This is a genomic window from Klebsiella sp. CB_Kp196, from assembly GCF_040061575.1.
GTDB classification, from domain to species: domain Bacteria; phylum Pseudomonadota; class Gammaproteobacteria; order Enterobacterales; family Enterobacteriaceae; genus Klebsiella; species Klebsiella michiganensis.
The window spans coordinates 21,453-43,232 of the sequence record NZ_JBEAFH010000067.1 but is presented as its reverse complement, the minus strand read 5'-3'; the positions used below and the strand labels follow the sequence as shown (position 1 = coordinate 43,232).

Here is a 21,780-nt window from a genome sequence, read left to right as displayed (position 1 = left end):
CATCAGAGAGAACTGGCCGGTTCTTTCTGACGGAGTAATCATACAAGCCCGGACAAGGCGCGTCAGCGCCGCCTCCGGGAGTGTTCCCTGACGAAAAACCGTCAATTAATCGCGACGCGCGATATCGGCGAATTTTGCCTCAAGGATCTTCGCCAGATCGCTGGCCGCCAGCTCAATATCCAGCCCGCGTTTGCCGCCGGAAATATAGATGGTGGCAAACGACTGGGCCGGCGCGTCAATCACCGTCGGCAGGCGTTTTTTCTGTCCAAGCGGGCTGATCCCGCCCACCAGATAGCCGGTGACCCGCTGTGCGACCATCGGGTCTGCCATATCGACTTTCTTAGCGCCTAAAGCCCTCGCCACCTTTTTCAAATCCAGCTGACCCGCTACCGGCGTCACCGCGACGGCCAGATGCTTCATGTCGCCGTTGACGGCGACCAGCAGCGTTTTATAGACCTGGTCCGCGTTGAGCCCCAGCTTACGCACCACCTCATCGCCAAAATTGGTTTCGTTCGGATCGTGATCGTAGCTGTGAATGTGAAAACTAATTTTGTTTTTTTCGAGTAATTTTACGGCGGGAGTCATCGTTATCCTTCTTACCAACCGATTTAATGTGACATAAGCATACGCCCGACGGCTGTCTAAAAAATAGTATCATCTTGCGCAATAGTATTGGCAGTGATGGTCACTTTGAGCGACAATCAGACGATCCGGGGCGCGAACCCCGGAATAATAATAATGATGAAATTCCTCTTTGACGGGCCAATAGCAATATTGGCCATTTTTTTACGTCAGCATGTCCGGCAGATTTCCTTCCCCGTACAAATGAAGCGCCCCTACGGCAACCACGTAGCGCCCCGGCGGCAGCGCCAGCAGCGTTTCGCGCCAGGCGAGATTGCGCTGATGCATCAGCACATCATACAGCGACTGGCTAAACGTTGTCGGCAGCGAGGTTGCGCCCGTTGACGGCGGCTGCTCCAGCCACCAGCCGATCATCACCTGCAGCAGACGCGCATTCGTGCGCCAGTGGGTGAGGGTATCCTCCAGCAGCGCCAGGCCGCCGTCGGGCAGATCCCGCAGCAGCGCTATCTGGCTGTCGGCTCCCTCCAGCTCCATCACGCGGATATTGCTCTCGCGCGCCGCCATCAGCAGTTGATAATCAATGCCGTAATCCGCCCTTAGGCCCAGTTTTTGCGCCTGTGTCGCCTGCAATACCATCGCCACCTGCCACAGCGGCTGGCTGTCGAACAGCGCGATGGACAGCCCCATTTCTCCTGCCCGCTCTTGCAGTTCAGCAAGCTGGGAGGCGCTCAGGCGTTCCGCCAGCGGCGGATAGGAGGGGAGGTTGCTGAACGGCGTTTCGCTGCCGCTAATATCCGCTTCCACAATCAGCGCATCGGCCTGGCGGATCTTTTTTAATAACCTGGCGGGCGGCGGCGACATGTCGCGGGTGCCCATATGAATACTGCCGACCAGGTGCAGATAGCGCTCGCCGGGAAGCGTGATATCCAGCGCGGGCCAGGAATAAGACGAGCCGACGGCGGCTTGCCACAGCATTTTTATTCGGTTTAACAGGCCCATACGTGCTCCGTAGTGTGAGGAAGCCATGCTAGCGCGCGGGGGGCTGGGGCGCAAGGGGACTCAACGTGCGCGACGGAAGAGGCGTTTTGCAATGTCACGAAAATAACAAAAAAATTTGATGTTCTCTTCTTTGTCATTTCTGTAATGGCGTTTTGAAATTAATTATCACTTAAAAAACAATGGAGTGACTATTTATAACGTGAATGACCATGGTGTTTTTTTCTCAAATATTCCTCTATTGTGATAATAAAATAAAAAATCTGTAACAAAAAATAAACAAAACGCTTCTATATTGGCCCCTTCAATTTTTGGGGGGAGTGACATGCGTAACTGGAGTGAGCCTAAAAAGAATAAAGCCCATATCGAGCTGATCCCGATGATCGATGTGATGATGTTTCTACTGGTTTTCTTTGTCCTGATTAGCCTGAATGTGATCCCGGCTCTGGGCTTGAAAACGCAGCTGCCGTCGGCCGGCAGCGCCCAACAGCTTAAACCGCAAAAAAAAGCCATTATCACCCTCGGCGCCGGCGACCAGCTGCAGCTTGATGGCCAGCCGCTGCCCCTGAATGCGCTGGTCAATACCCTGAAGCAACAGCAGCAGGAAAACCAAACCACCACCATTATCGTGAACAGCGATAAAGAGGTTGCGGTGGAACGCCTGATCGCCGTGATGGATACCCTGCGTCAGGGTGGTTTCTTCTCCATTTCCATTGCCACACGGAAGCAGTGATATGTATCTGCTTTATCGCTCACGTCACGTTGTTAGCTGGCTACCCGCCCTTGTCGTCGCCGGATGTTTACTGTTTGTCAGCCAGCAGGCAGTGCTGCAGGTCAAACCGCATTACGACGATACGGTCATGGAACTGTCGCTGGCTGAACCCGAACCGCCGCAGCCGGAGCCTGTCCCGGAACCGCAGCCGGAAATACCGCCGCAAATTCAACCTGAGCCGGAACCGGAGGCGGTCGCTGAACCCGTCGTTCCTGCGCCAGAACCCATTATCCAGGCCAAACCGGTTGTTAAACCGAAAGCCAAACCCAGGCCCAAACCGGTTGTGAAGGAAAAAGCGCCGAAACCGCAGGCGATCGCGGCTCCGCAGCCCGCCGCCGTTCGTAGTCCGGTGAGTAAACCGGCCCCGCCGCCTTCTCCCCCGGCGCCGAAGGCGAACGCGCAGGCGGTGGAAAACGGCTATCTGCAGGCGCTGCGCCGGGAGCTGGAGCAGCGCAAGCGCTACCCGAGCGGCCGTCAGGCTTCGCTGGAACGTCCGCAGGGCAACGTGGAGGTCTGGCTGGAGGTTGACCGCAGCGGCAGAGTGCTGGCTTCCGGTATTGCCAGCAGGGCGCCGAACATGCTGCTCAATCGCGCTGCGCTTAGTTCCCTGCAAAGCATCAGCCAGCTGAAGCCCTTTCCTGAAGAGGCTTTTGCCGGACAAAGCAGCAAAAAATTTACCGCGACGTTTAATTACCAGGCGCCATAAGCCTAATTAATCATTTGTTTTTACAGGAAAAGAAATGAAAAACTTTAATTATTCTGGGATTGCGTTAGCCGTGGTGTCGGCCCTGTTATCGGGGGCCTCACTGGCGGCGGAAAGCAGCGACGTGGGGGAGATTAACGTTAAGGGGCAATCGCTCGGCGGCGGTCTGATGGTGCAGGAAGACAGCGGCAAAGCGCGTTCCACCCTGACCAAAGAGGCGATGGAAAAAGCCCCCGGCGCCAGCAATGCTATCGACATGCTGAAATATACGCCGGGAATGAACGTCAACAGCAATGACGCCAGCGGCCTGAGCGGTATCGACTACACCATGCGCGGGATGAACTCGGATCAGATCGGCCTGTCGATGGACGGCATCCCGATTAACGACTCGGGCAACTATGCGGTCTACCCCAACCTGCTGGGCGACGCGGAAAACCTTGAGCAGATCTTTGTCACCCAGGGCTCTTCCGAGGCTGACGGCCCGCATATTGGTTCCAGCGGCGGTAATATTGGCCTTGTGACAAAGCGTCCCTCAAAGGAGTTTGGCGGCTTCGTCAAACAAACGCTCGGCAGCCATAACCTCAGCAAAACTTTCGCTCGTCTGGAGACCGGGGAGTACAACGGTTTTAGCAACTGGCTCTCGTACTCGCATACTGAAGCCAAAAAATGGCGCGGGGAGGGGCGTAATTATTCCGATAAGTTCGAAATGAACTCGCTGTACGAGGATGGCAACGGCAACAGCAGCAACCTGATCATGAAGTATAACCGTCAGGATAACAGCAACTATAACACCCTGAGTAAAGCGCAGTTCGAAGAAGACCCGCGTCAGGACTACTCGACCACCCCGGTCTACAACAGCAAAGGTCAACTGAGCAAATATTACAAGCTGAACCGTAATCCGTTTGAAACCTTCACCCTCTCTTTTGCCCAGCGCTTACAGCTGCGCGATAACCTCGCGTTGACCGTTCAGCCCTATTACTACTGGGGTAACGGCGGCAGCTTTACCGGACAAACGGCCTCGGTGCTGTCCAATACGTCTGATACCGCCGGACAGTACGATCTCAGCAACCTGACTTCTAATACCTATTACCGGCCTTCGTGGACCCAGACCTGGCGGCCGGGCGTTACCACGAAATTGAAGTGGGATATTAACGACGAACACAGCCTGGATATTGGCTACTGGTACGAGCGCGCGCGTCAGTCGCAGACCCAGCCGTTTATTAGCATTCAGGACGATGGCAACCCGGCGAACGTTTCCGGCAAACCGGGCGGTTCCGATCAGGTTAAAGATGCGAACGGCAATACGGTACAGGGGCGTAACCAGTACACGGTGACTCCTGCGCACAAAGTATGGCTTCAGGACAGCTGGTTCGTGACGCCGGACTGGACGCTGGTGGGCGGGCTGGCTTATCAGTATGTTGAACGTAAAGGCGATAATAAAGGCAGCCTGTATAGCGCTGCGGAAAAACGCCAGGCGACCTACCATGAATTCCTGCCGAACTTTAGCATCAGCTATAAGCCGGATAGCGAAAATCAGCTGTTCTATAACCTGACGCGCAACATGCGTACGCCTCCCAACTACGTGCTCTACAACGTCGGCGATTCGATCAGCACCAAACCTGAGCTGAGCTGGAACCACGAGCTGGGCTGGCGTTTTCAGCGCGAAGATATGCTGCTGAGCGCGACGCTCTTCTATATGCGCTATACCGACCGGCAGATTTCGACCACCAATGCGGATGGTGACTACGAAATGATGAACATCGGCAGCGTGGAGAGTAAAGGTCTGGAGCTGGAGTGGAGCGGTAAGCTGCCGTACAACTTCAACTACTACACCTCTTATACCTACACCCATTCCGAACAAAAAGACGACATTGTGAGCAACGGCGGACATCCGCTGCCAACGGCGGGCAAAACGGTGCCAAACGTACCGAAAAACATGCTTAACGCGTCGCTGGGCTATGACGATGGTCTCTACTACGGCAGCTTCGGCGGCAAATACGTCAGTTCGTTCTACGGCGATTTGACCAACGACGAAAAAATCGGCGGGCGCACGGTCTTTGATGTCGCCGCGGGCGTGCATCTGCCGGTGGATAAAAAGATTGTCAAAAGCGCCACCCTGCGCTTTGGCATCGATAACCTGTTCGATAAACAGTACCTGACCTCCGTCCGCTCGACGACTTTTAACGCGGCGGCTTACGACGGCGTGAAGGCCAGTACCCCGTACTACAACGTTGGCGAAGAGCGCACCTTTAGCGTCTCGCTGGAAGCAACCTTTTAATTAACCGGAGGGCACTCTGATGGATGCCAATCTGATTCACGATATTATTTTCTACGTTATGTACGCCGCGCTGGCGATCGCCGTGGTGATACTGGTTGAACGCGGCCTCTATTTTTCGTGGGCCCAGCGTCAGGCTTTGCGCTTTGAAAAGGCGCTGACGCCGGACGTTCGCCGCGCGTCGGATCTGCCGGAATCGCTGACCGGCCGCAGTAGCCTCCCGCTGACCCTCATTCTGCCGGTGCTGGAGAAAAAGCAGACGGCGGAAGACCGTGAGGCGATGAGCGATCTGATCGACGCTCAGTATCTGCTCAGCAAACCGCAGATGTCGCGTGGGCTGTGGATGCTTGAAACCGTTGTCACCGCCGCGCCGCTGCTGGGCCTGCTGGGGACGATCCTCGGTATTATGGATACCTTTAAGGCCCTTTCCGCCTCAGGCGTCTCCGATGCCAGCATGGTTTCTGCGGGTATGGGGACCGCCCTGTATGCCACCGGCCTGGGCATTGCTATTGCGCTGCTGTGCCTGGTGGGCAATAACTATTTGCAAAGCCGCATGGAGCGAATCAACGAACTGCTGAAGGTGCTGCTGATCCGCGCCGGCAGCCCGGTCAGCCGTCCGGAGCAGGGCGGCAAACGCTGGGAAGGTCACGAGGCGCAGCGCTATGCCTGAACATGGTCAATGCGGGTGGCCGGCAGGCCGCCTGATGAGCGCGCTGGCGGGGAGCTGGATGTTGTTAAGCCAGCCGGTATGGGCGGCGTTCTCTATACCCGGCTACGAGCTGGTGTATAACGCGCCGCAGGAAACCACCTTACAGGATAACGATTTACGTCATGCCGCCGAAGTCTGGCAGCAGATGTTCGATGCGGCGCGCAGCCATATCGATCTGGCGCAGTTTTACGTGGCGAATGAAAAAGGCTCTCTGCTGGATGGGGTTCTGGCACGTCTGCGGGCCGCCGGGGAGCGTGGAGTAAAAATTCGTTTTCTGATGGAGGAGAAGGGCGTGGGCCTTTCAACGCCGGAAACGCTGACGGCCCTGAAAGCGCTCCCCAACCTGGAGCTGCGGGTGATTCCGTTCCATCGGCTGACCGGCGGTATTGTTCACGCCAAGTATCTGCTGGTGGATGGCAAAGAGGCTTTTGTCGGTAGCCAGAATTTTGACTGGCGCGCGCTGGAACAGATCCAGGAGACCGGTCTGCGCATCAGCGATCCGCAAACGGTGCAGCAGATTCAGGCTATTTTCGATCAGGACTGGCAGGCGCAAGCTCTGCTGGCGGAGAGTAAGCCGGTACCGAAGCCGGCGCGGCAGGCGGTAGCGTCGGCCCCGCAGGGCAATTATCTGGTTGCCAGCCCGCGCGATTATAACCCGGGCGGGGTGATTGATTCGCAGGTGGCGCTGCCGCGGCTGCTGGCGAGCGCCAAATCGCGGATCCGGGTGCAGGTGATGGACTATGCGCCGCTGGCGTGGGGAGAAAAGGGGAGCCGGCCCTTTTATGCGCCCATTGATAACGCCCTGCGCAGCGCGGCGGCCCGCGGCGTACAGGTGGAGCTGATGGTGGCGAACTGGAACCTGAAAAAGCCGGAGGTATTCTGGCTGAAGAGTCTCTCTCTGGTGCCAAACGTTCAGCTAAAAGTGGTGACCATACCTCCCGCCAGCCGAGGGTTTATCCCCTTTGCCAGGGTGGTACACAGTAAGCTGATGACCATCGACGGTACGACGGCGTGGGTCGGAACCAGCAACTGGAGCGGAGGCTATTTCGATAACTCACGCAACCTTGAGCTGGTGCTGAATAATGCGTCGATGGCCGCGCGCGTGGACGCGCTTTACAGCCAGCTGTGGAATAGCCGCTATGCGGCGCCGATCAAGGTTGATTTTGATTATCCGGTTCCGCATCCTGGCCGCGAGTTCGAATAGATAAATCGGCTGAGGCTTCCCCTCTCCCGAAGGGGGCGAGGGGAAGCCTGTTTTCGCCCTCGCCAGAGGCTGCTTTATGCTTTGGGCTTATAGCGCAGCAGGCGGTTGGCGTTGCTCACAACGGTAATCGAAGAGAGCGCCATGGCCGCGCCCGCCACCACCGGGTTGAGCAGCGTGCCGGTCAGCGGCCACAGGATCCCGGCGGCAATCGGAATGCCCAGCGAGTTATAAACAAATGCCCCCAGCAGGTTCTGCTTCATATTACGCAGCGTGGCTTTGGCGATGTCCAGCGCATCGGCAACGCCGTTCAGGCTATGGCGCATCAGGGTAATCGCCGCCGTCTCAATGGCGACATCGCTGCCGCCGCCCATGGCGATCCCCACATCGGCCTGCGCCAGCGCGGGCGCGTCGTTGATACCGTCGCCGATCATCGCCACCTGATGCCCTTCGCTTTGCAGGCGCTTAATCGCATCGGCTTTCCCGTCCGGCAGCACCCCGGCAATCACCTCATCAATGCCCGCCTCTTTGGCGATAGCTTTGGCGGTGGTGGGGTTATCTCCGGTCAGCATCACCAGACGATAGCCCTGGCGGTGCAGCCTGGCTAATGCCGCCACGCTATCTTCGCGCAGCGGATCGCGGATGGCGAACAGCGCCGCCGCCTGACCATCTACCGCCAGCAGCACCGGCGTGGCACCCTGTGACGCCTGGGCGGTCATGTCGTCTTCTATTTCAGCCGTTGCAATCTTGTGCTCATTAAGCAGCGCCTGGTTGCCGAGCAGCAGACGGCGGCCTTCGGCTTCGCCGCTGACCCCCAGCCCGCGCAGCGTGCGGAAGTTTTCTACCGCAGGCAGGCGTTGGTCCGCGGCTTTGTCGAGAATGGCGCGCGCCAGCGGGTGGCTGGAACCTTGCTCCAGAGACGCCGCCAGACGCAGAGCGGTGGACTCATCCATGGCGGTAAAGGTTTTTATCGCCACCACCTGCGGTTTACCCTCGGTCAGGGTACCGGTTTTATCAAAGACCAGCGTATCGAGAGTGCTGGCGCGCTGCAGCGCATCGGCGTCGCGCACCAGTACGCCGTACTCCGCCGCGCGGCCCACGCCGGAGATAATCGACATCGGCGTTGCCAGCCCCAGGGCGCACGGACAGGCGATAATCAGCACCGTGGTGGCGATCACCAGGGTATAGACAATTTGCGGCGCCGGGCCAAAAAAGTACCAGATCGCGGCGCTGAACAGGGCTATCGCCACAACCGCCGGGACGAACACGGCGGAGATTTTGTCCGCCAGCTGGCCGATTTCAGGTTTACTGCTCTGCGCCTGGCGCACCATGCGGATAATGCGCGCCAGGGTGGTTTGACTGCCGACGGCGCTGGCGGTAAACAGTACGCTGCCGTCCTGCACTACGGTCCCTGCATGAACGGCGTCACCGTCGCCTTTTTGCTGCGGCACTGGCTCGCCGGTGAGCATCGCTTCATCGAACCAGGCTTCGCCCTGGCTAATGACGCCGTCGACCGGTACGCGATCGCCGGTGGTCAGACGCAGGACCATTCCCGCCTGAACCTCAGCCAGCGGCAGATCTTTTTCGCCTTCGTCGGTGACCACCCTCGCTGACGGCGGGGTTAAATCGAGCAGTTTTTCCAGCGCTTTCGAAGAGCGCTGGCGCGCGCGGGCTTCCAGCATATGGCCGAGGTTAATCAGACCGATAATCATCGCGCTGGCTTCATAATAAAGGTGGCGGGCTTCCATCGGAAACCACTGCGGCCACAGGTTGACGCTCATTGAATAGAGCCAGGCGACGCCGGTACCCAGCGCCACCAGAGTATCCATGGTCGCGGTGCCGTTTTTCAGGCTTTTCCACGCGCTGCGGTAGAAATGGCCGCCGGCAAAGACCATCACCGCCAGGGTGACAACACCGATAGTCAGCCACAGGGAGCGGTTATCATCGCTGACCATCATATTGTCGCCGATCATTCCCCAGCCCATGACCGGGATACCGACCAGCAGGGCGACGATAGCCTGCCAGCGGAAGCGCTTCATTGTGGCGACGGCGGTTTCCTGCTGGCGCTCGCGGCGTTCGAGGTCGTCTTCGATAGCTTCCGCGCCGTAGCCCGCTTTCTCTACGGCCTGGACTAATTCTGCGGCGGACGCGCTGCCCATCACCAGCGCAGTGCGTTCCGCCAGGTTGACCCGCGCCTGCGAGACGCCAGGCACCGCGGCGAGCGCGTGTTGTACCCGGGATACGCAGCTGGCGCAGCTCATGCCGTTGATTAACAGCTGCTGGCTGTCATCTTCGTCACGGGCTGCCGGAAGCTCAGAGGTGGCCGCTGTCAGCGCTTCCGGCGGGATTGATGATTCTGCCAGCGGTTTAGCCTTTGGGTGGCTGAGCTCCGCGCCGTATCCGGCCTGTTTAATGGTCTCAATCAGCGCTTCCGCGCTGGCGCTGCCCGTGACGTGGGCTTCGGTAACGGTGACTTCCGCCTGCTCAACGTCGGGACGCTGCTCCAGACTCTCTTTCACCCGTTTAACGCAGTGGCCGCAGGAGAGGCCATCAAGCGCGAGGTCGATAGTGGTAGACATACATAACTCCTGAATAAATTTCCGGTTAATGATTGACCGAACACACTCTTTCATCGAGTATTAACAAGGTTAAACCTTCCAGCAAGGGGAAGGTCAAGGGGGAAAGATGAATATTAGCGATGTGGCGAAAAAGACCGGCTTAACCAGCAAAGCGATCCGTTTTTACGAGGAGAAGGGGCTGGTGACGCCGCCGCTGCGTAGCGAAAACGGCTACCGCAGCTACAGCCAGCAGCATCTGGATGAACTGACCCTGCTGCGCCAGGCGCGCCAGGTGGGGTTTAATCTGGAAGAGTGTCGCGAGCTGATATTCCTGTTCAACGATCCCTCGCGGCACAGCGCCGACGTGAAACGCCGGACGCTGGAGAAAGTCGCGGAAATTGAGCGGCATATCAGCGAGCTGCAGGGCATGCGTACGCAGCTGCTGGCGCTGGCGGACTCCTGCCCCGGCGATGACAGCGCGGATTGCCCGATCATCGATAATCTCTCAGGCTGCTGTCACCGCAAGGCGCAGGTTTAACGCCGCGCCGGGTTGAGCATAAAGACCACCGTGCCGCGGTAGTAGGGGGAGTCATTCAGCTGCATTTCCGCCTGCCGATCGCGTCTGCCGTTTTGCACCAGCCCGAGTTTGAACGGGATACGCAGCCGGCTGAGCGCGGGGAGATAGTCCTGATAATTCGCCACCGTGTGGCGTCCTTGATAGCTTTGCACCACCAGTTCATCAACCGCAAGCGCGTTCAGTGTGGCAATATCGCCGGTTTTAGCCCAGTCCAGCAGGCCCGTTACCCCCAGCGCGAACTCTGGCGGCAGCTGCTGGCGTAGCTGTTGCAAAAACTGGGCGTAGTCGGCGAGCTGATATGTGGCTGCGTCAAAATCAACCTGCAGACCAACCACCTGATTGCCAGCCGCCCGCCAGCGCTGCATCAGGCGTACGATCCGCGGCACAATCGTCTGTGGTACATCAAGTGTGGTAAACCGGACGGTAAGCCAGATTGCGGGAAACGTCAGGCGGCTGACCGGCAGGCCGAGGCGCTGGAATATGACCTCGCCAGCGCGCGTCAGCACCTCGCCCTGATGCAGATATACCGTCTGCGCGTTCTGCAGATCGTTGCTGGCTTTCACCCCGGACCACAGCCAGAAGGCGGAATGCTGGCGCGCATCAACGCGCTCCGCCGCCTGCGCTGACCCGGACAGCAGCGCGATTACCAGTAATATTTGAGTTTTTGCGCCCACGGGCTTCCCGGATACTGCGTTTTCAACTGCGTGAACCAGCCCTTACGCTGCAGTTTTTCGACATCTTCGCCGCCGCATTCGTTGCTACCGGAGGGGGCGTAACAGAGAATCGCCCGATAGAGCGCATAGCTTTTATCTTCCGGCTCCGCTTTCGGCGAGGTGATAATCTGCTGGTAATAGCTTTGGCGATCGTACTGTCCCAGAGGCTGCTGGCGGTTGGTGGCGGGCTCGAGCATATCGTTGCCGGCGTGGTCTTTCCACAGATCAACATGCGTCTGCGTGGTGCGGAAGAACTCGCCCAGGCAGTTAAGCCCGTGGGCATCATCGGCGTTTTTACTGAGCACGGTGACGGTGTCATCCAGGCTGCGGCAGGCATAACCGGCTTCGGTCGCCTCGCCATCCCAGTCGAAGCTGCTAAGGTTGACGTCGTCAAAGGCCTCGCTGATTACCGGCTGGGTAATGGCGGTGGCGAGCTTTTTGTCGTTCAGCCAGTCGCCGAAACGATTTTCCGTGAGATCCCGCACCAGCAGCGTATGCAGAGCGATAGTACGTTCTTCATTATTGGGACCGTTGGCCGCCTGTTGGCGTAGCAGTTCAGGCGAGGCCTGGGTTTTCAGCACTCGGGAGCGAAAGCGTAGATTGGTCACCGGGCTATCGGCGGCAAAGATAGCCGCCGCGTTACCGCTGTAGACCAGCGTTGCCGCCAGTTTTGCCTGGATATACTGCTGTTGCTCGGGGTTTTGGCTAAGTTGTAGCAGCTGCTGCCAAAAATCGCGCGCCGCGGGCCACTGTGTTTGTCCCATTAGCGCTTCGCCGTAGAGGACCTGTTCGCTGAAGGCGAGAATATCATTCGCCGGCAGCGTTTTTGCCGGCGTGACAGCCTGCAGGATGGCGGCATTGTTGCCCGTCGCGCTCCACAGCTGCAGCTGCAGGTCGCGCCACAGCGGCAGATCTCCGCTCTTCTCAAACGCCGCTTTGCTGGCGTCAAGCTGTGCCTGGGTTAAGGTTGGCTTATTGTCAGCATTCAGGCGCAGGGCGCGGAGAAGTTCGACATAGCTGACCTGCGGCGCGTCCGGGAATGCTGCCAGAACGGGCTGCGCGTAGAACGGCATGCCGAAGACATTATCATATTCACTCACCAGTTTACGCAGTTCCCCGGCGTCGGCAGCCTGCCGGAAGGCCTGCTCATAGAGTCCGGCCAGCTGCGGCCACGCCTGCAGATACCAGTTAATGCGGCGCAGCATATTGCGCGCGGAGTCGGCATAAAGCCCTGCGGGCCAGCGTTGCAAATAGGTTTGTGCTTCTTTTTGCGCCTGTGCGGCATCATCACGATTGATGCGCGCAATATCAAAATCGCCGTACTGCCCGATGCTGTTCTGGCTACTTTTGTTGAGCGCCGTGCGCATCAGCATATATTGCGCGGTCTCGGTCAGCCAGGGCTGCTGACTCTCCAGCAACAGGGTGAAATCGTGGGTCGCGGCGGTGTAATTGCCGCCATAGAAGTGGGCGATGCCGGAAAGGTAATAAGCGAATAAGTCGGCGTCCGCATCTGCCGGGAAGCTATTGAGGATATCAGCGACTGCGGTGATATTGGCGCCATAAAACAGTTTCAGCCGCGCCAGCGCCAGGTCATGACGCTGCTGCGGGGTCACAGAGGGCGCGGCGAGCAGGGCGGCGTTGAACTGGCTGACGGCGGCAAGGGTGTTGCTGACAAAGCGGTTTTCCAGTTCATAGTCGGATGTTCCCAGCCGTTCAGCCGAATTGGCCGGCATGATCTGCGCCGGATCGATATTCAGCGCCGCCATTTGTTGGATGAAGGTTTCATCTTCGCGTTGCGCCGGCGGCGCGGGAGGCGGCGGCGCGCTATCCCACTCAGGATGCCAGGCGAAGTAAACATCGCGGGTACGGCTGACATCAGCGGGAATGGCCTGAACGGGCAGGGCGAAAGATTTCGCTTCGCTCAGCAGGCGCAGCAAGTTGTCCCGCGAGTCATTTCCCGGTGTCAGTACAGGTTCGCCTTTTAGCAGGCATAGCGGGTCGCTCCACGAGCAATCTTCGATATCAGCAGAAGCATATGCCTGAGCGGCTGCCGCGAGCAGGGCGCAGAGCGAAAGGGTAAACGTTGTCTTCCTGACCATGACGGATGTCCTGTGGCGTGATTATTGTGATACGACTCTTATATGTAGGGTTATGCCTTCGATGGCGACCACTTCAACCTTGCTGCCCGCCGCGAGGTCGTCATCGGCAATAACCGGCCATGAACTGTCGCCCACGCGGACGTGTCCGCGGCCGTTAACCAGCGCCGCTTCCAGCGTAAAGCGGCGGCCAAGCAGCTGCTGCCCGCGCTGATTAAGCTGAGCGTCCGCCGGCTTCTGGCGCTTAACGCGGTTACGCAGCCAGCGCGACCACAGCCAGGCCGCCAGCAGGGTCAGCACGGCGAACAGCGTGCCCTGCCACTCCCAGCTCAGCGGCAGCATCCAGACCAGCAGCCCGGTCACGACGCCGGCAATGCCGCTCCACAGCAGATAACCGTTGCCGCCGAGCATTTCCGCCGCCAGCAGCAGCCCGCCGAGGCTGAGCCAGAAAATATGCGGGTGGGCGAGAATCAGCGCGATCATGATTTTTTCTGCGCGCCAGCGCCTTCTTTAAGCAGCTCGCCGATCCCGGCGATGGAGCCCATCAGGCTGCTGGCATCGAGCGGCATCAGCACCACTTTACTGTTGTTGGCCGCGCCAATTTGCTGCAGCGCATCGGTATATTTCTGCGCGACGAAGTAGTTGATGGCCTGAATGTCGCCGGAAGCGATAGCGGATGAGACCATCTGCGTAGCGCGCGCTTCCGCTTCCGCGGAACGTTCGCGCGCCTCTGCCTGTAAAAACGCCGACTGACGCTCGCCTTCGGCTTTGAGGATCTGCGACTGCTTCTCGCCCTCGGCTTTTAAAATTTCCGCCTGACGTATCCCTTCGGCCTCAAGAATATAGGCGCGCTTGGTGCGCTCGGCTTTCATCTGGGCGTTCATTGAGGCGATAAGCTCCGCCGGCGGGCGTACGTCGCGGATCTCAACGCGGGTGATTTTGATGCCCCACGGGTTGGTCGCTTCATCGACAATATGCAGCAGGCGGGTGTTGATGCTGTCGCGCTGGGAGAGCATTTCGTCCAGCTCCATGGAGCCCAGCACGGTACGAATGTTGGTCATGGTCAGGTTGATAATCGCCAGCTCGAGGTTGCTGACTTCATAGGCGGCTTTCGGCGCGTCGATAACCTGAATAAAGCACACCGCATCAATGGTGACGTTGGCGTTATCGCGCGAAATCACCTCCTGCGAAGGGATATCGAGCACCTGCTCCATCATATTAATTTTGCGCCCGATACGATCCATAAAGGGCACCACCAGGCTCATCCCCGGCTGCAGCGTTTGCGTATAGCGGCCAAAGCGCTCTACCGTCCACTGGTAGCCCTGAGGAACGATTTTTACCGCCGCTCCGACGATAACCAGCGCGACGAAAATAAGAATGGGGATAAAAATCAGCATCAAAAACCTCCTGTCTTGTTGCCTGTTGATGCGCCGGGAGAGTGGCGCGCGTTTAACCAGAGTATATCTTTCCGCGCATCCGGGTGAAAGAAAAGTGGAGTAAACTAGAGGCGTTGTCGAAAAACTGGGAATAATAATGACCGAAAGTAACGCTATTTTGCGCCTGGACAATGTGGGTTTTCAGGCCGATGGAGTGACCATCCTTAATGAGATGAGTTTTCAGCTCAGGGCAGGGGAATTTAAGCTGATTACCGGCCCTTCCGGCTGCGGAAAAAGCACGTTATTAAAAATAATCGCTTCGCTGCTGAGCCCCACTGCGGGAAGCATTTTCTTCGCCGGTAAAAACATTAATGACTTAACGCCGGAAACCTATCGTCAGCAGGTTTCCTACTGCGCGCAAACCCCGGCGCTGTTCGGCGATTCAGTGTATGACAACCTGGTCTTCCCGTGGCAGATCCGTCATCAACAGCCGGATCCTAAGGCGCTGGTGGCCGATCTTGCCCGCTTCGGTCTGGCGAAGAATACGCTGGAAAAGTCAATCAATGAACTTTCGGGCGGGGAAAAGCAGCGAGTTTCGTTGATTCGCAATCTGCAGTTTTTACCGCAGGTGCTGCTGCTCGATGAAATTACCAGCGCGCTGGACGAGAGCAATAAAAAAAACGTGAATGAGATTATCCATCGCTACACGACCGAAAAAAATATCGCCGTTCTGTGGGTCACTCACGATAGCAATGAAATTGCCCATGCGGATGAAGTGATTACCCTAAAGCCTGCCGGCGGAAAAGCGCAGGAGGAGAAAAAAAATGAACGGGCATAATATTACTAACGAATCGCTGGCGCTCTCCATGGTTCTGGTGCTGGTGGCGATCGTGGTCAGCTACCGGGAAAAGCTGGCGCTGGAAAAAGATATTATCTGGAGTATCTGCCGGGCGATTGTGCAACTGATTATCGTCGGCTATGTGCTGAAATATATCTTTAACGTTAATCACGCCGTGCTGACGCTGCTGATGGTGCTGTTTATCTGCTTTAACGCGGCGTGGAATGCGAAAAAGCGCAGCAAATATATCGATAAAGCCTTTGTTTCTTCGTTTATCGCGATAACCACCGGCGCCGGATTAACCCTGGCGGTGCTGGTTTTTTCCGGATCGATTGCGTTTGTGCCGATGCAGGTGATTCCGATTGCCGGGATGGTGGCCGGTAACGCGATGGTGGCGGTCGGGCTGTGCTACAACAACATGGGGCAGCGTTTCAGCAGCGAGCAGCAGCAGATCCAGGAGAAGCTGAGCCTGGGCGCGACGCCGAAGATGGCTTCCGCAAGGCTTATCCGCGATAGCATTCGCGCCGCGCTGATCCCGACGGTAGATTCGGCGAAAACGGTGGGGCTGGTGAGCCTGCCGGGGATGATGTCGGGGCTGATTTTCGCCGGGATTGATCCGGTAAAAGCGATTAAGTACCAGATTATGGTGACGTTTATGCTGCTGTCGACTGCCAGCCTGTCAACGATTATCGCCGGGTATCTGACCTACCTGAAGTTCTTTAATGCTCGCCATCAGCTGGTGGTGACGCAACTGAAAAAACGCGCGTAAGTTTTTTCCCCGGAGGCGGCGCTGAACGCGCCTGTCCGGGCTACCGTCCCGCTGACGGCGGGTAACCTGTAGCCCGGCTAAGCGCAGCGCGAGCCGGGTTTTTTACGATTAATAAAGCAGAGAGTAGAGCTGGCGGCGGTACTTCGCGGCCAGCGCGTCACCGGTGCCGAGGGCGGAGAGGATCTCCTGCAGCAGCTTGCGAACCTCGCCGTTTCCGGCGCCTAAATCTTTTTGCAGATGGCTGAACAGCAGCGCCAGCGCCTCTTCGTTACGCCCCACCTGATGCAGCTGTAATGCCAGCTGGGAGGCCAGCGCCGCGTCTTCCGGGTTCTGCTCTACCTGCTGCTGCAGCTGCTGAATTTCCGGCGTGTCGGCGGCTTTTTTCAGCAGCTCGATCTGCGCCACCAGTCCCTGATAGCGGGTATCCTGATCCTGCAGCGGCACGGTTTTCAGCACCGTTTCCGCTTCATCGGAACGGTGGAGGGCAATCAGCGTTTCCGCCAGCAGCAGGCCAATCTGGCTCTCCTGGTTCGACAGTTGCCAGGCGTCTTTCAGCAGCGGCAGCGCTTCGGCGTAGTTCTCTTCCTCCATCAGCGCCAGCGCCTGCTGCGCTTTGAGCTCCTCTTCGCGCGGCAGGAACTTATCCAGCAGCGCGCGCACCGCTTCTTCCGGCTGCGGGCCTTCGAAGCCGTCGACCGGCTGACCGTTCTGGAACAGGTAAACCGTAGGGATTGCGCGCAGGCCAAACTGCGAAGCCAGCATTTGTTCGGCATCGCAGTCAACTTTAGCGAGGGTAAACAGGCCGTTGTACTGGACGGCGAGGCTCTCCAGTACCGGCGTCAACTGCTCGCAATGTTGGCTGCGCGCGGACCAGAAATAGAACAGCACCGGCGTTGTCGCGGACTGCTGTAGCGTCTGGTGTAGGTTAGCTTCGGTAATATTGACAATATTCTGTGCGGACATGAGCAAGTCTCTTTAATCGATATTTGTATAGATATATGGGGGCGACGGCAGGCGCTTCAACTTAGCCCTGGATAATTTTGTCCATCGCGCGGGTCGGCAGCAGGCGTTTCAGCAGGGCGACCGCATGCGCCACCAGAGTGACCCGGTAGCGCAGCTTCGGTTTATCGCTGACAAAAGCATGGCGCACTTTTTCCACCACCGCTTCCGGCCCGAGAGTAAAGCGGGCGGCGATGCCGGGGTTTTCCACCGGCTTATCGGTCTGGGTCTGGTTGACGTTGTTGGTGAAGCGGGTGTGGATCGGGCCCGGCTCAATCAGGATGACCTTAATTCCGCTGTGGCGCAGCTCCATGCGCAGCGCGTCTGACCAGGCTTCCAGCGCGAATTTGCTGGCGGCATAGGCGCCGCGGCCGGGGCTGGAGATAATTCCCATCACCGATGAGGTCATCACAATACGCCCTTCGCCGTGCGGCTCCATCGCCGGAAGCAGCAGCATCGTTAGCTGATGGACGCCGAAAAAGTTGGCGGAAAACTGCTGCTCCATCTGCTGGCGGCTGATGGTCGGCAGCGGGCCGTAGACGCCGTAGCCCGCGTTGTTAAACAGGCCGTACAGGCGGTTGTCGGTCAGGGCAATCACCTCGGCGGCGGCACGTTCAACGCTCTGCGGATCGTCAAGATCCAGCAACACACCGGTCAGCCCCAGCTCCTGCATCCGTGCGACATCTTCCGCTTTGCGGCAGGCGGCCAGCACGTTAAAGCCCTGGCGCTTTAAATCAAGGGCGCTTTCAAGACCAATTCCGCTGGAACATCCTGTAACTAAAACCGATTTTTGCATAACTTTACCTGCAAATGACTCGCTGTTATCAGGAGTCATGATTAACTAAGGGAGCCAAACGCGTCGCCATCCAGTCGGCGATAAACGGCTGGGCGTCGCGATTAGGGTGAATTCCATCGTCCTGCATCCACTGCGGTTTCAGATAAACCTCTTCCATAAAAAAGGGCAGCAGAGGAATATCAAACTCTTTGGCCAGTGCCGGATAAATTGCGCTAAAGGCTTCATTATAACGGCGGCCATAGTTGGCGGGCAGGCGAATTTGCATCAGCAGCGGCTGGGCGTTCGCCGCTTTGATATGCTCAATAATGGTACGCAGCGCCTGCTCCGTCTGCTGCGGCGGGAAACCGCGCAGCCCGTCGTTACCGCCCAGCTCTACCAGCACCCAGCGCGGCTGATGCTGCTTAAGCAGAGCCGGCAGCCTTGCCAGCCCCTGCTGCGAGGTATCGCCGCTGATGCTGGCGTTAACCACCGGCGTTTTGGTCTGCCACTTATCGTTAAGCAGCGCAGGCCAGGCGGTATTGCCCGCCATGCGATAACCGGCGCTCAGACTGTCGCCGAGAACCAACAGCGTGTCGGCCGCCATCGCGCGGCAGGTAAACAGGACCAGAAACAGGAAAGGCAAATGCCAGCGGAAAACATACTTGAAGTTCATCATCTTAAGAAATCCGTCGGTCAGGGTGAGCATCAGCTTTCCATCCTTACCGGAGTTGAGCTGGTTGTCAAACAGGGGCAGACCATCGCCCTGATTGGCGAGTCGGGGTCCGGTAAATCGACGCTGCTGGCGATCCTCGCCGGGCTGGACGACGGCAGCAGCGGGGAGGTTTCGCTGCTCGGACAGCCGCTGCACCAGATGGACGAAGAGGCGCGGGCGAAGCTGCGCGCTAAGCATGTCGGCTTTGTGTTTCAATCTTTTATGCTGATACCCACCCTCAATGCGCTGGAAAACGTTGAGCTTCCTGCGCTGCTGCGCGGCGAAAGCGATAGCCAGAGCCGCGGCAGCGCCCGGGCGCTGCTGGAGCAGCTGGGGCTGGGCAAACGCCTGCATCACCTGCCGGTACAGCTCTCCGGCGGCGAGCAGCAGCGGGTCGCGCTGGCGCGCGCGTTTAACGGCCGCCCGGAGCTGCTGTTCGCCGATGAACCCACCGGCAACCTCGACCGTCACACCGGGGATAAAATCGCCGACCTGCTGTTCTCGCTGAACCGCGAGCACGGCACCACGCTGATCCTCGTCACCCACGACCCGCTGCTGGCGGCGCGCTGCGACCGACGGCTGAGGCTGGTGGATGGCCAGCTGCAGGAGGAAGCATGATCGCCCGCTGGTTCTGGCGCGAATGGCGCTCGCCGTCGCTGCTGATCGTCTGGCTGGCGCTGAGCCTGGCGGTGGCCTGCGTGCTGGCGCTGGGCTCGATAAGCGACCGCATGGAGAAAGGACTCAGCCAGCAGAGCCGGGAATTTATGGCCGGCGACCGCACGCTGCGCAGCTCGCGCGAAGTCCCGGGCGCATGGATTGACGAAGCGCGTCGCCTTGGTTTAACCGTCGGCGAACAGCTGAGCTTCGCCACTATGACGTTTTCCGGCGATACGCCGCAGCTGGCGGACGTCAAAGCGGTTGACGACACCTATCCGCTATATGGTCAGCTGCAGACCCAGCCGCCGGGGCTGAAGCCGCACGCCGGCACCGTGCTGCTGGCGCCGCGATTAATGGCGCTGCTGAATCTGAAAACCGGCGACACCATCGACGTGGGCGACGCCACGCTGCGCATTGCCGGCGAGGTGATACAGGAGCCGGATGCCGGATTTAACCCCTTCCAGATGGCGCCGCGGCTGATGATGAATACCGCAGACGTGGCGAAAACCGGCGCGGTGCAGCCCGGGAGCCGCGTCTCCTGGCGCTATAAGTATGCCGGAACCCCGCAGCAGCTGGCGGACTACGAAAAGTGGCTGCTGCCGAAGCTGGGGCCTGAACATCGCTGGATCGGCCTGGAGCAGGATGACAGCGCGCTGGGTAAATCGCTGGAGCGCTCGCAGCAGTTTTTGCTGCTGTCGGCGCTGTTAACGCTGCTGCTGGCGGTCGCCGCGGTGGCGGTGGCGATGAGTCATTACTGCCGTAGTCGTTACGATCTGGTGGCGATCCTTAAAACCCTCGGCGCCGGGCGGGCGCAGCTGCGCAAGCTGATTGTCGGCCAGTGGCTGATGCTGCTGGCGCTGGCGGTGGTTGCCGGCGGGGCGATGGGCGTCGGGCTGGAGCATATTCTGCTGCTGATGCTTAAGCCGGTGCTCCCGGCGGCGCTGCCGGCGGCGAGCGGCTGGCCGTGGCTGTGGGCGATCGGCGCGATGGTGGTGATTTCCCTACTGGTCGGGCTGCGTCCTTATAGACTGCTGCTGGCGACGCTGCCGCTGCGGGTGCTGCGCCAGGATGTCGTCGCCAACGTCTGGCCGCTGACGATCTATATTCCAGTGGTGTGCGCGGTGGTGGTAGCCCTGCTGGCGCTGCTGATGGGCGGCAGCCCCCTGCTATGGGCGGTGCTGGCGGGCGCCGTGGTGCTGGCGCTGCTGTGCGGCCTGGCGGGATGGGGCGTTCTGTGGCTACTGAAGCGTTTGACGTTAAAAGCGCTGCCGCTGCGCCTGGCGGTGAACCGTCTGCTGCGTCAGCCGTGGTCGACCCTGAGCCAGCTGGCGGCCTTTTCGCTGTCGTTTATGCTGCTGGCGCTGCTGCTGGTGCTGCGCGGCGATCTGCTTGACCGCTGGCAGCAGCAGCTGCCGCCGGAAAGTCCTAACTATTTCCTGATTAACATTGCGCCGGAGCAGGTGGTACCGGTGAAAACCTTCCTCGCCGAACATCAGACCCGCGCCACCGAGTTCTACCCCATCGTGCGCGCCCGTCTGACGCAAATTAACGGTCAGGTGACGGAGGGCAATAAAGATGAAGCCCTGAACCGGGAGCTTAACCTCACCTGGAGCCGCGAGCGTCCGGATCATAATCCGCTGGTTGCCGGTAGCTGGCCGCCGAAGGCGGGCGAGGTGTCGATTGAAGAGGGGCTGGCGCAGCGTCTGGGCGTCAAGCTCGGCGATAGCGTGACCTTTACCGGGGATACTCAGGACTTTAGCGCGAAGGTGTCCAGCGTGCGTAAAGTCGACTGGGAGAGCCTGCGGCCGAACTTCTTCTTTATCTTCCCGCAGGGGGCGCTCGACGGCCAGCCGCAAAGCTGGCTGACCAGCTTCCGCTGGGATAACGGCAACGGGATGCTCACGCAGCTCAACCGCGAATTCCCCACCGTCAGCCTGCTGGATATCGGCGCGATTTTGCAGCAGATTGGCCAGGTGCTGACCCAGGTAAGCCGCGCGCTTGAGGTAATGGTGATTCTGGTCACCGCCTGCGGCGTTTTGCTGCTGCTGGCGCAGGTACAGGTCGGGATGCGTCAGCGTTATCAGGAGCTGGTGGTCTGGCGCACGCTGGGGGCCGGGAAGTCTCTGCTGCGCACCACGCTGTGGGCGGAGTTCGCGCTGCTGGGCGTGGTGTCCGGCGTCGTGGCGGCGATTGGCGCTGAGGTGGCGCTGGCGCTGCTGCAAAGCAAAATCTTTGACTTCCCGTGGTCTCCGGACTGGCGGCTGTGGGTGATGCTGCCGCTGTGCGGGGCGATACTGCTGTCGCTGTGCGGCGGCTGGCTGGGGCTGCGTCTGCTGAAAGGTAAGGCGCTGTTCCGCCAGTTTAGTCAGGGATAGGGTTAGCTATGTAGCCCGGGTAAGGCGTTATCCGCCACCCGGGGGTTTCACTGTATGCGGGAAAGTAGCCCGGGTAAGGCGTCAGCCGCAACCCGGG

At 59.0% G+C, this 21,780-nt stretch carries 20 protein-coding genes; 10 read left to right on the top strand and 10 right to left on the bottom strand.

Annotated elements, in window-relative coordinates; translation table 11 throughout:
* Positions 1-105: 105 nt before the first annotated feature.
* Both ybaK and ABLU87_RS24285 read right to left on the bottom strand, forming a co-directional pair.
* Positions 106-585, bottom strand: a complete 480-nt coding sequence (ybaK, locus tag ABLU87_RS24290; RefSeq protein ID WP_025107139.1) for a Cys-tRNA(Pro)/Cys-tRNA(Cys) deacylase YbaK — start codon at positions 583-585, stop codon at positions 106-108.
* 201 nt (positions 586-786) lie between these two features.
* Positions 787-1,581, bottom strand: coding sequence for a TraB/GumN family protein (locus tag ABLU87_RS24285; RefSeq protein ID WP_046876973.1), 795 nt, complete (start codon positions 1,579-1,581; stop codon positions 787-789).
* A 322-nt stretch (positions 1,582-1,903) separates the two neighbouring features.
* Here ABLU87_RS24285 and ABLU87_RS24280 point away from each other — a divergent pair, with 322 nt between their 5' ends.
* Genes ABLU87_RS24280 through ABLU87_RS24260 form a run of 5 tightly spaced genes read left to right on the top strand, consistent with a single transcriptional unit; the run spans position 1,904 to position 7,241 of the window.
* Positions 1,904-2,311 (top strand): biopolymer transporter ExbD, encoded by a 408-nt coding sequence (locus tag ABLU87_RS24280; protein ID WP_004848379.1) that lies wholly within the window; start codon positions 1,904-1,906, stop codon positions 2,309-2,311.
* A 1-nt stretch (position 2,312) separates the two neighbouring features.
* Positions 2,313-3,056 carry a TonB family protein gene (locus tag ABLU87_RS24275; RefSeq protein WP_064358002.1) on the top strand — a complete coding sequence of 248 codons (744 nt, stop codon included), beginning with the start codon at positions 2,313-2,315 and terminating at the stop codon, positions 3,054-3,056.
* A gap of 34 nt (positions 3,057-3,090) precedes the next feature.
* Positions 3,091-5,331 carry a TonB-dependent receptor gene (locus tag ABLU87_RS24270; protein ID WP_004848383.1) on the top strand — a complete coding sequence of 747 codons (2,241 nt, stop codon included), beginning with the start codon at positions 3,091-3,093 and terminating at the stop codon, positions 5,329-5,331.
* A gap of 19 nt (positions 5,332-5,350) precedes the next feature.
* On the top strand, positions 5,351-5,998 hold the full coding sequence (locus ABLU87_RS24265) for a MotA/TolQ/ExbB proton channel family protein (RefSeq protein ID WP_004137930.1): 648 nt from the start codon (positions 5,351-5,353) through the stop codon (positions 5,996-5,998).
* On the top strand, positions 5,991-7,241 hold the full coding sequence (locus ABLU87_RS24260; protein WP_064358003.1) for a phospholipase D-like domain-containing protein: 1,251 nt from the start codon (positions 5,991-5,993) through the stop codon (positions 7,239-7,241). Before ABLU87_RS24265 ends, ABLU87_RS24260 begins: the two co-directional genes overlap by 8 nt.
* A 74-nt stretch (positions 7,242-7,315) precedes the next feature.
* Here the strand turns inward: ABLU87_RS24260 and copA are convergent, their stop codons facing one another.
* Positions 7,316-9,817, bottom strand: a complete 2,502-nt coding sequence (copA, locus tag ABLU87_RS24255) for a copper-exporting P-type ATPase CopA (RefSeq protein ID WP_122117289.1) — start codon at positions 9,815-9,817, stop codon at positions 7,316-7,318.
* Positions 9,818-9,923: 106 nt separating this feature from the next.
* On the opposite strand from copA, the gene cueR reads away from it, so the two are divergent.
* A complete protein-coding gene (cueR, locus tag ABLU87_RS24250) occupies positions 9,924-10,334 on the top strand; it encodes a Cu(I)-responsive transcriptional regulator (protein WP_122117290.1) in 411 nt (136 codons plus the stop codon).
* Here the strand turns inward: cueR and ABLU87_RS24245 are convergent.
* The 4 genes from ABLU87_RS24245 to ABLU87_RS24230 are packed head-to-tail and all read right to left on the bottom strand — an operon-like array spanning position 10,331 to position 14,579.
* Positions 10,331-11,047 (bottom strand): DUF3142 domain-containing protein, encoded by a 717-nt coding sequence (locus ABLU87_RS24245; RefSeq protein WP_025107133.1) that lies wholly within the window; start codon positions 11,045-11,047, stop codon positions 10,331-10,333. The two genes, cueR and ABLU87_RS24245, sit on opposite strands and share 4 nt — an antisense overlap.
* Positions 11,017-13,185, bottom strand: coding sequence for a hypothetical protein (locus ABLU87_RS24240; RefSeq protein ID WP_122117291.1), 2,169 nt, complete (start codon positions 13,183-13,185; stop codon positions 11,017-11,019). Before ABLU87_RS24240 ends, ABLU87_RS24245 begins: the two co-directional genes overlap by 31 nt.
* Positions 13,186-13,206: 21 nt before the next feature.
* The gene (locus tag ABLU87_RS24235) at positions 13,207-13,665 is read right to left on the bottom strand and encodes an NfeD family protein (RefSeq protein WP_122117292.1); all 459 of its coding nucleotides are present in this window, start codon (positions 13,663-13,665) and stop codon (positions 13,207-13,209) included.
* Complete coding sequence (locus tag ABLU87_RS24230; RefSeq protein ID WP_004129981.1) at positions 13,662-14,579, bottom strand: SPFH domain-containing protein; 918 nt, start codon at positions 14,577-14,579, stop codon at positions 13,662-13,664. Before ABLU87_RS24230 ends, ABLU87_RS24235 begins: the two co-directional genes overlap by 4 nt.
* Positions 14,580-14,715: 136 nt before the next feature.
* Here ABLU87_RS24230 and fetA point away from each other — a divergent pair, with 136 nt between their 5' ends.
* Positions 14,716-15,396, top strand: a complete 681-nt coding sequence (fetA, locus tag ABLU87_RS24225; protein WP_048261480.1) for an iron ABC transporter ATP-binding protein FetA — start codon at positions 14,716-14,718, stop codon at positions 15,394-15,396.
* Positions 15,383-16,165, top strand: coding sequence for an iron export ABC transporter permease subunit FetB (gene fetB / locus ABLU87_RS24220; RefSeq protein ID WP_004129987.1), 783 nt, complete (start codon positions 15,383-15,385; stop codon positions 16,163-16,165). The genes fetA and fetB overlap by 14 nt, the downstream gene beginning before the upstream one ends.
* A 108-nt stretch (positions 16,166-16,273) precedes the next feature.
* Here fetB and ABLU87_RS24215 read toward each other — a convergent pair whose 3' ends face one another.
* From ABLU87_RS24215 to tesA, 3 genes are all read right to left on the bottom strand, one after another.
* On the bottom strand, positions 16,274-17,128 hold the full coding sequence (locus ABLU87_RS24215; RefSeq protein WP_048261482.1) for a co-chaperone YbbN: 855 nt from the start codon (positions 17,126-17,128) through the stop codon (positions 16,274-16,276).
* A 61-nt stretch (positions 17,129-17,189) separates the two neighbouring features.
* Complete coding sequence (locus ABLU87_RS24210) at positions 17,190-17,999, bottom strand: SDR family oxidoreductase (protein ID WP_162557615.1); 810 nt, start codon at positions 17,997-17,999, stop codon at positions 17,190-17,192.
* Positions 17,989-18,612, bottom strand: a complete 624-nt coding sequence (tesA, locus tag ABLU87_RS24205) for a multifunctional acyl-CoA thioesterase I/protease I/lysophospholipase L1 (protein ID WP_049079717.1) — start codon at positions 18,610-18,612, stop codon at positions 17,989-17,991. Before tesA ends, ABLU87_RS24210 begins: the two co-directional genes overlap by 11 nt.
* Between tesA and ybbA the strand changes: the two genes are divergently transcribed.
* Positions 18,583-19,269, top strand: a complete 687-nt coding sequence (gene ybbA / locus ABLU87_RS24200) for a putative ABC transporter ATP-binding protein YbbA (protein WP_048261560.1) — start codon at positions 18,583-18,585, stop codon at positions 19,267-19,269. The genes tesA and ybbA overlap by 30 nt on opposite strands.
* Positions 19,266-21,683: a putative ABC transporter permease subunit YbbP gene (gene ybbP / locus ABLU87_RS24195; RefSeq protein ID WP_046876967.1), complete on the top strand. Its 2,418-nt coding sequence runs from the start codon at positions 19,266-19,268 to the stop codon at positions 21,681-21,683. The genes ybbA and ybbP overlap by 4 nt, the downstream gene beginning before the upstream one ends.
* Positions 21,684-21,780: the final 97 nt, after the last annotated feature.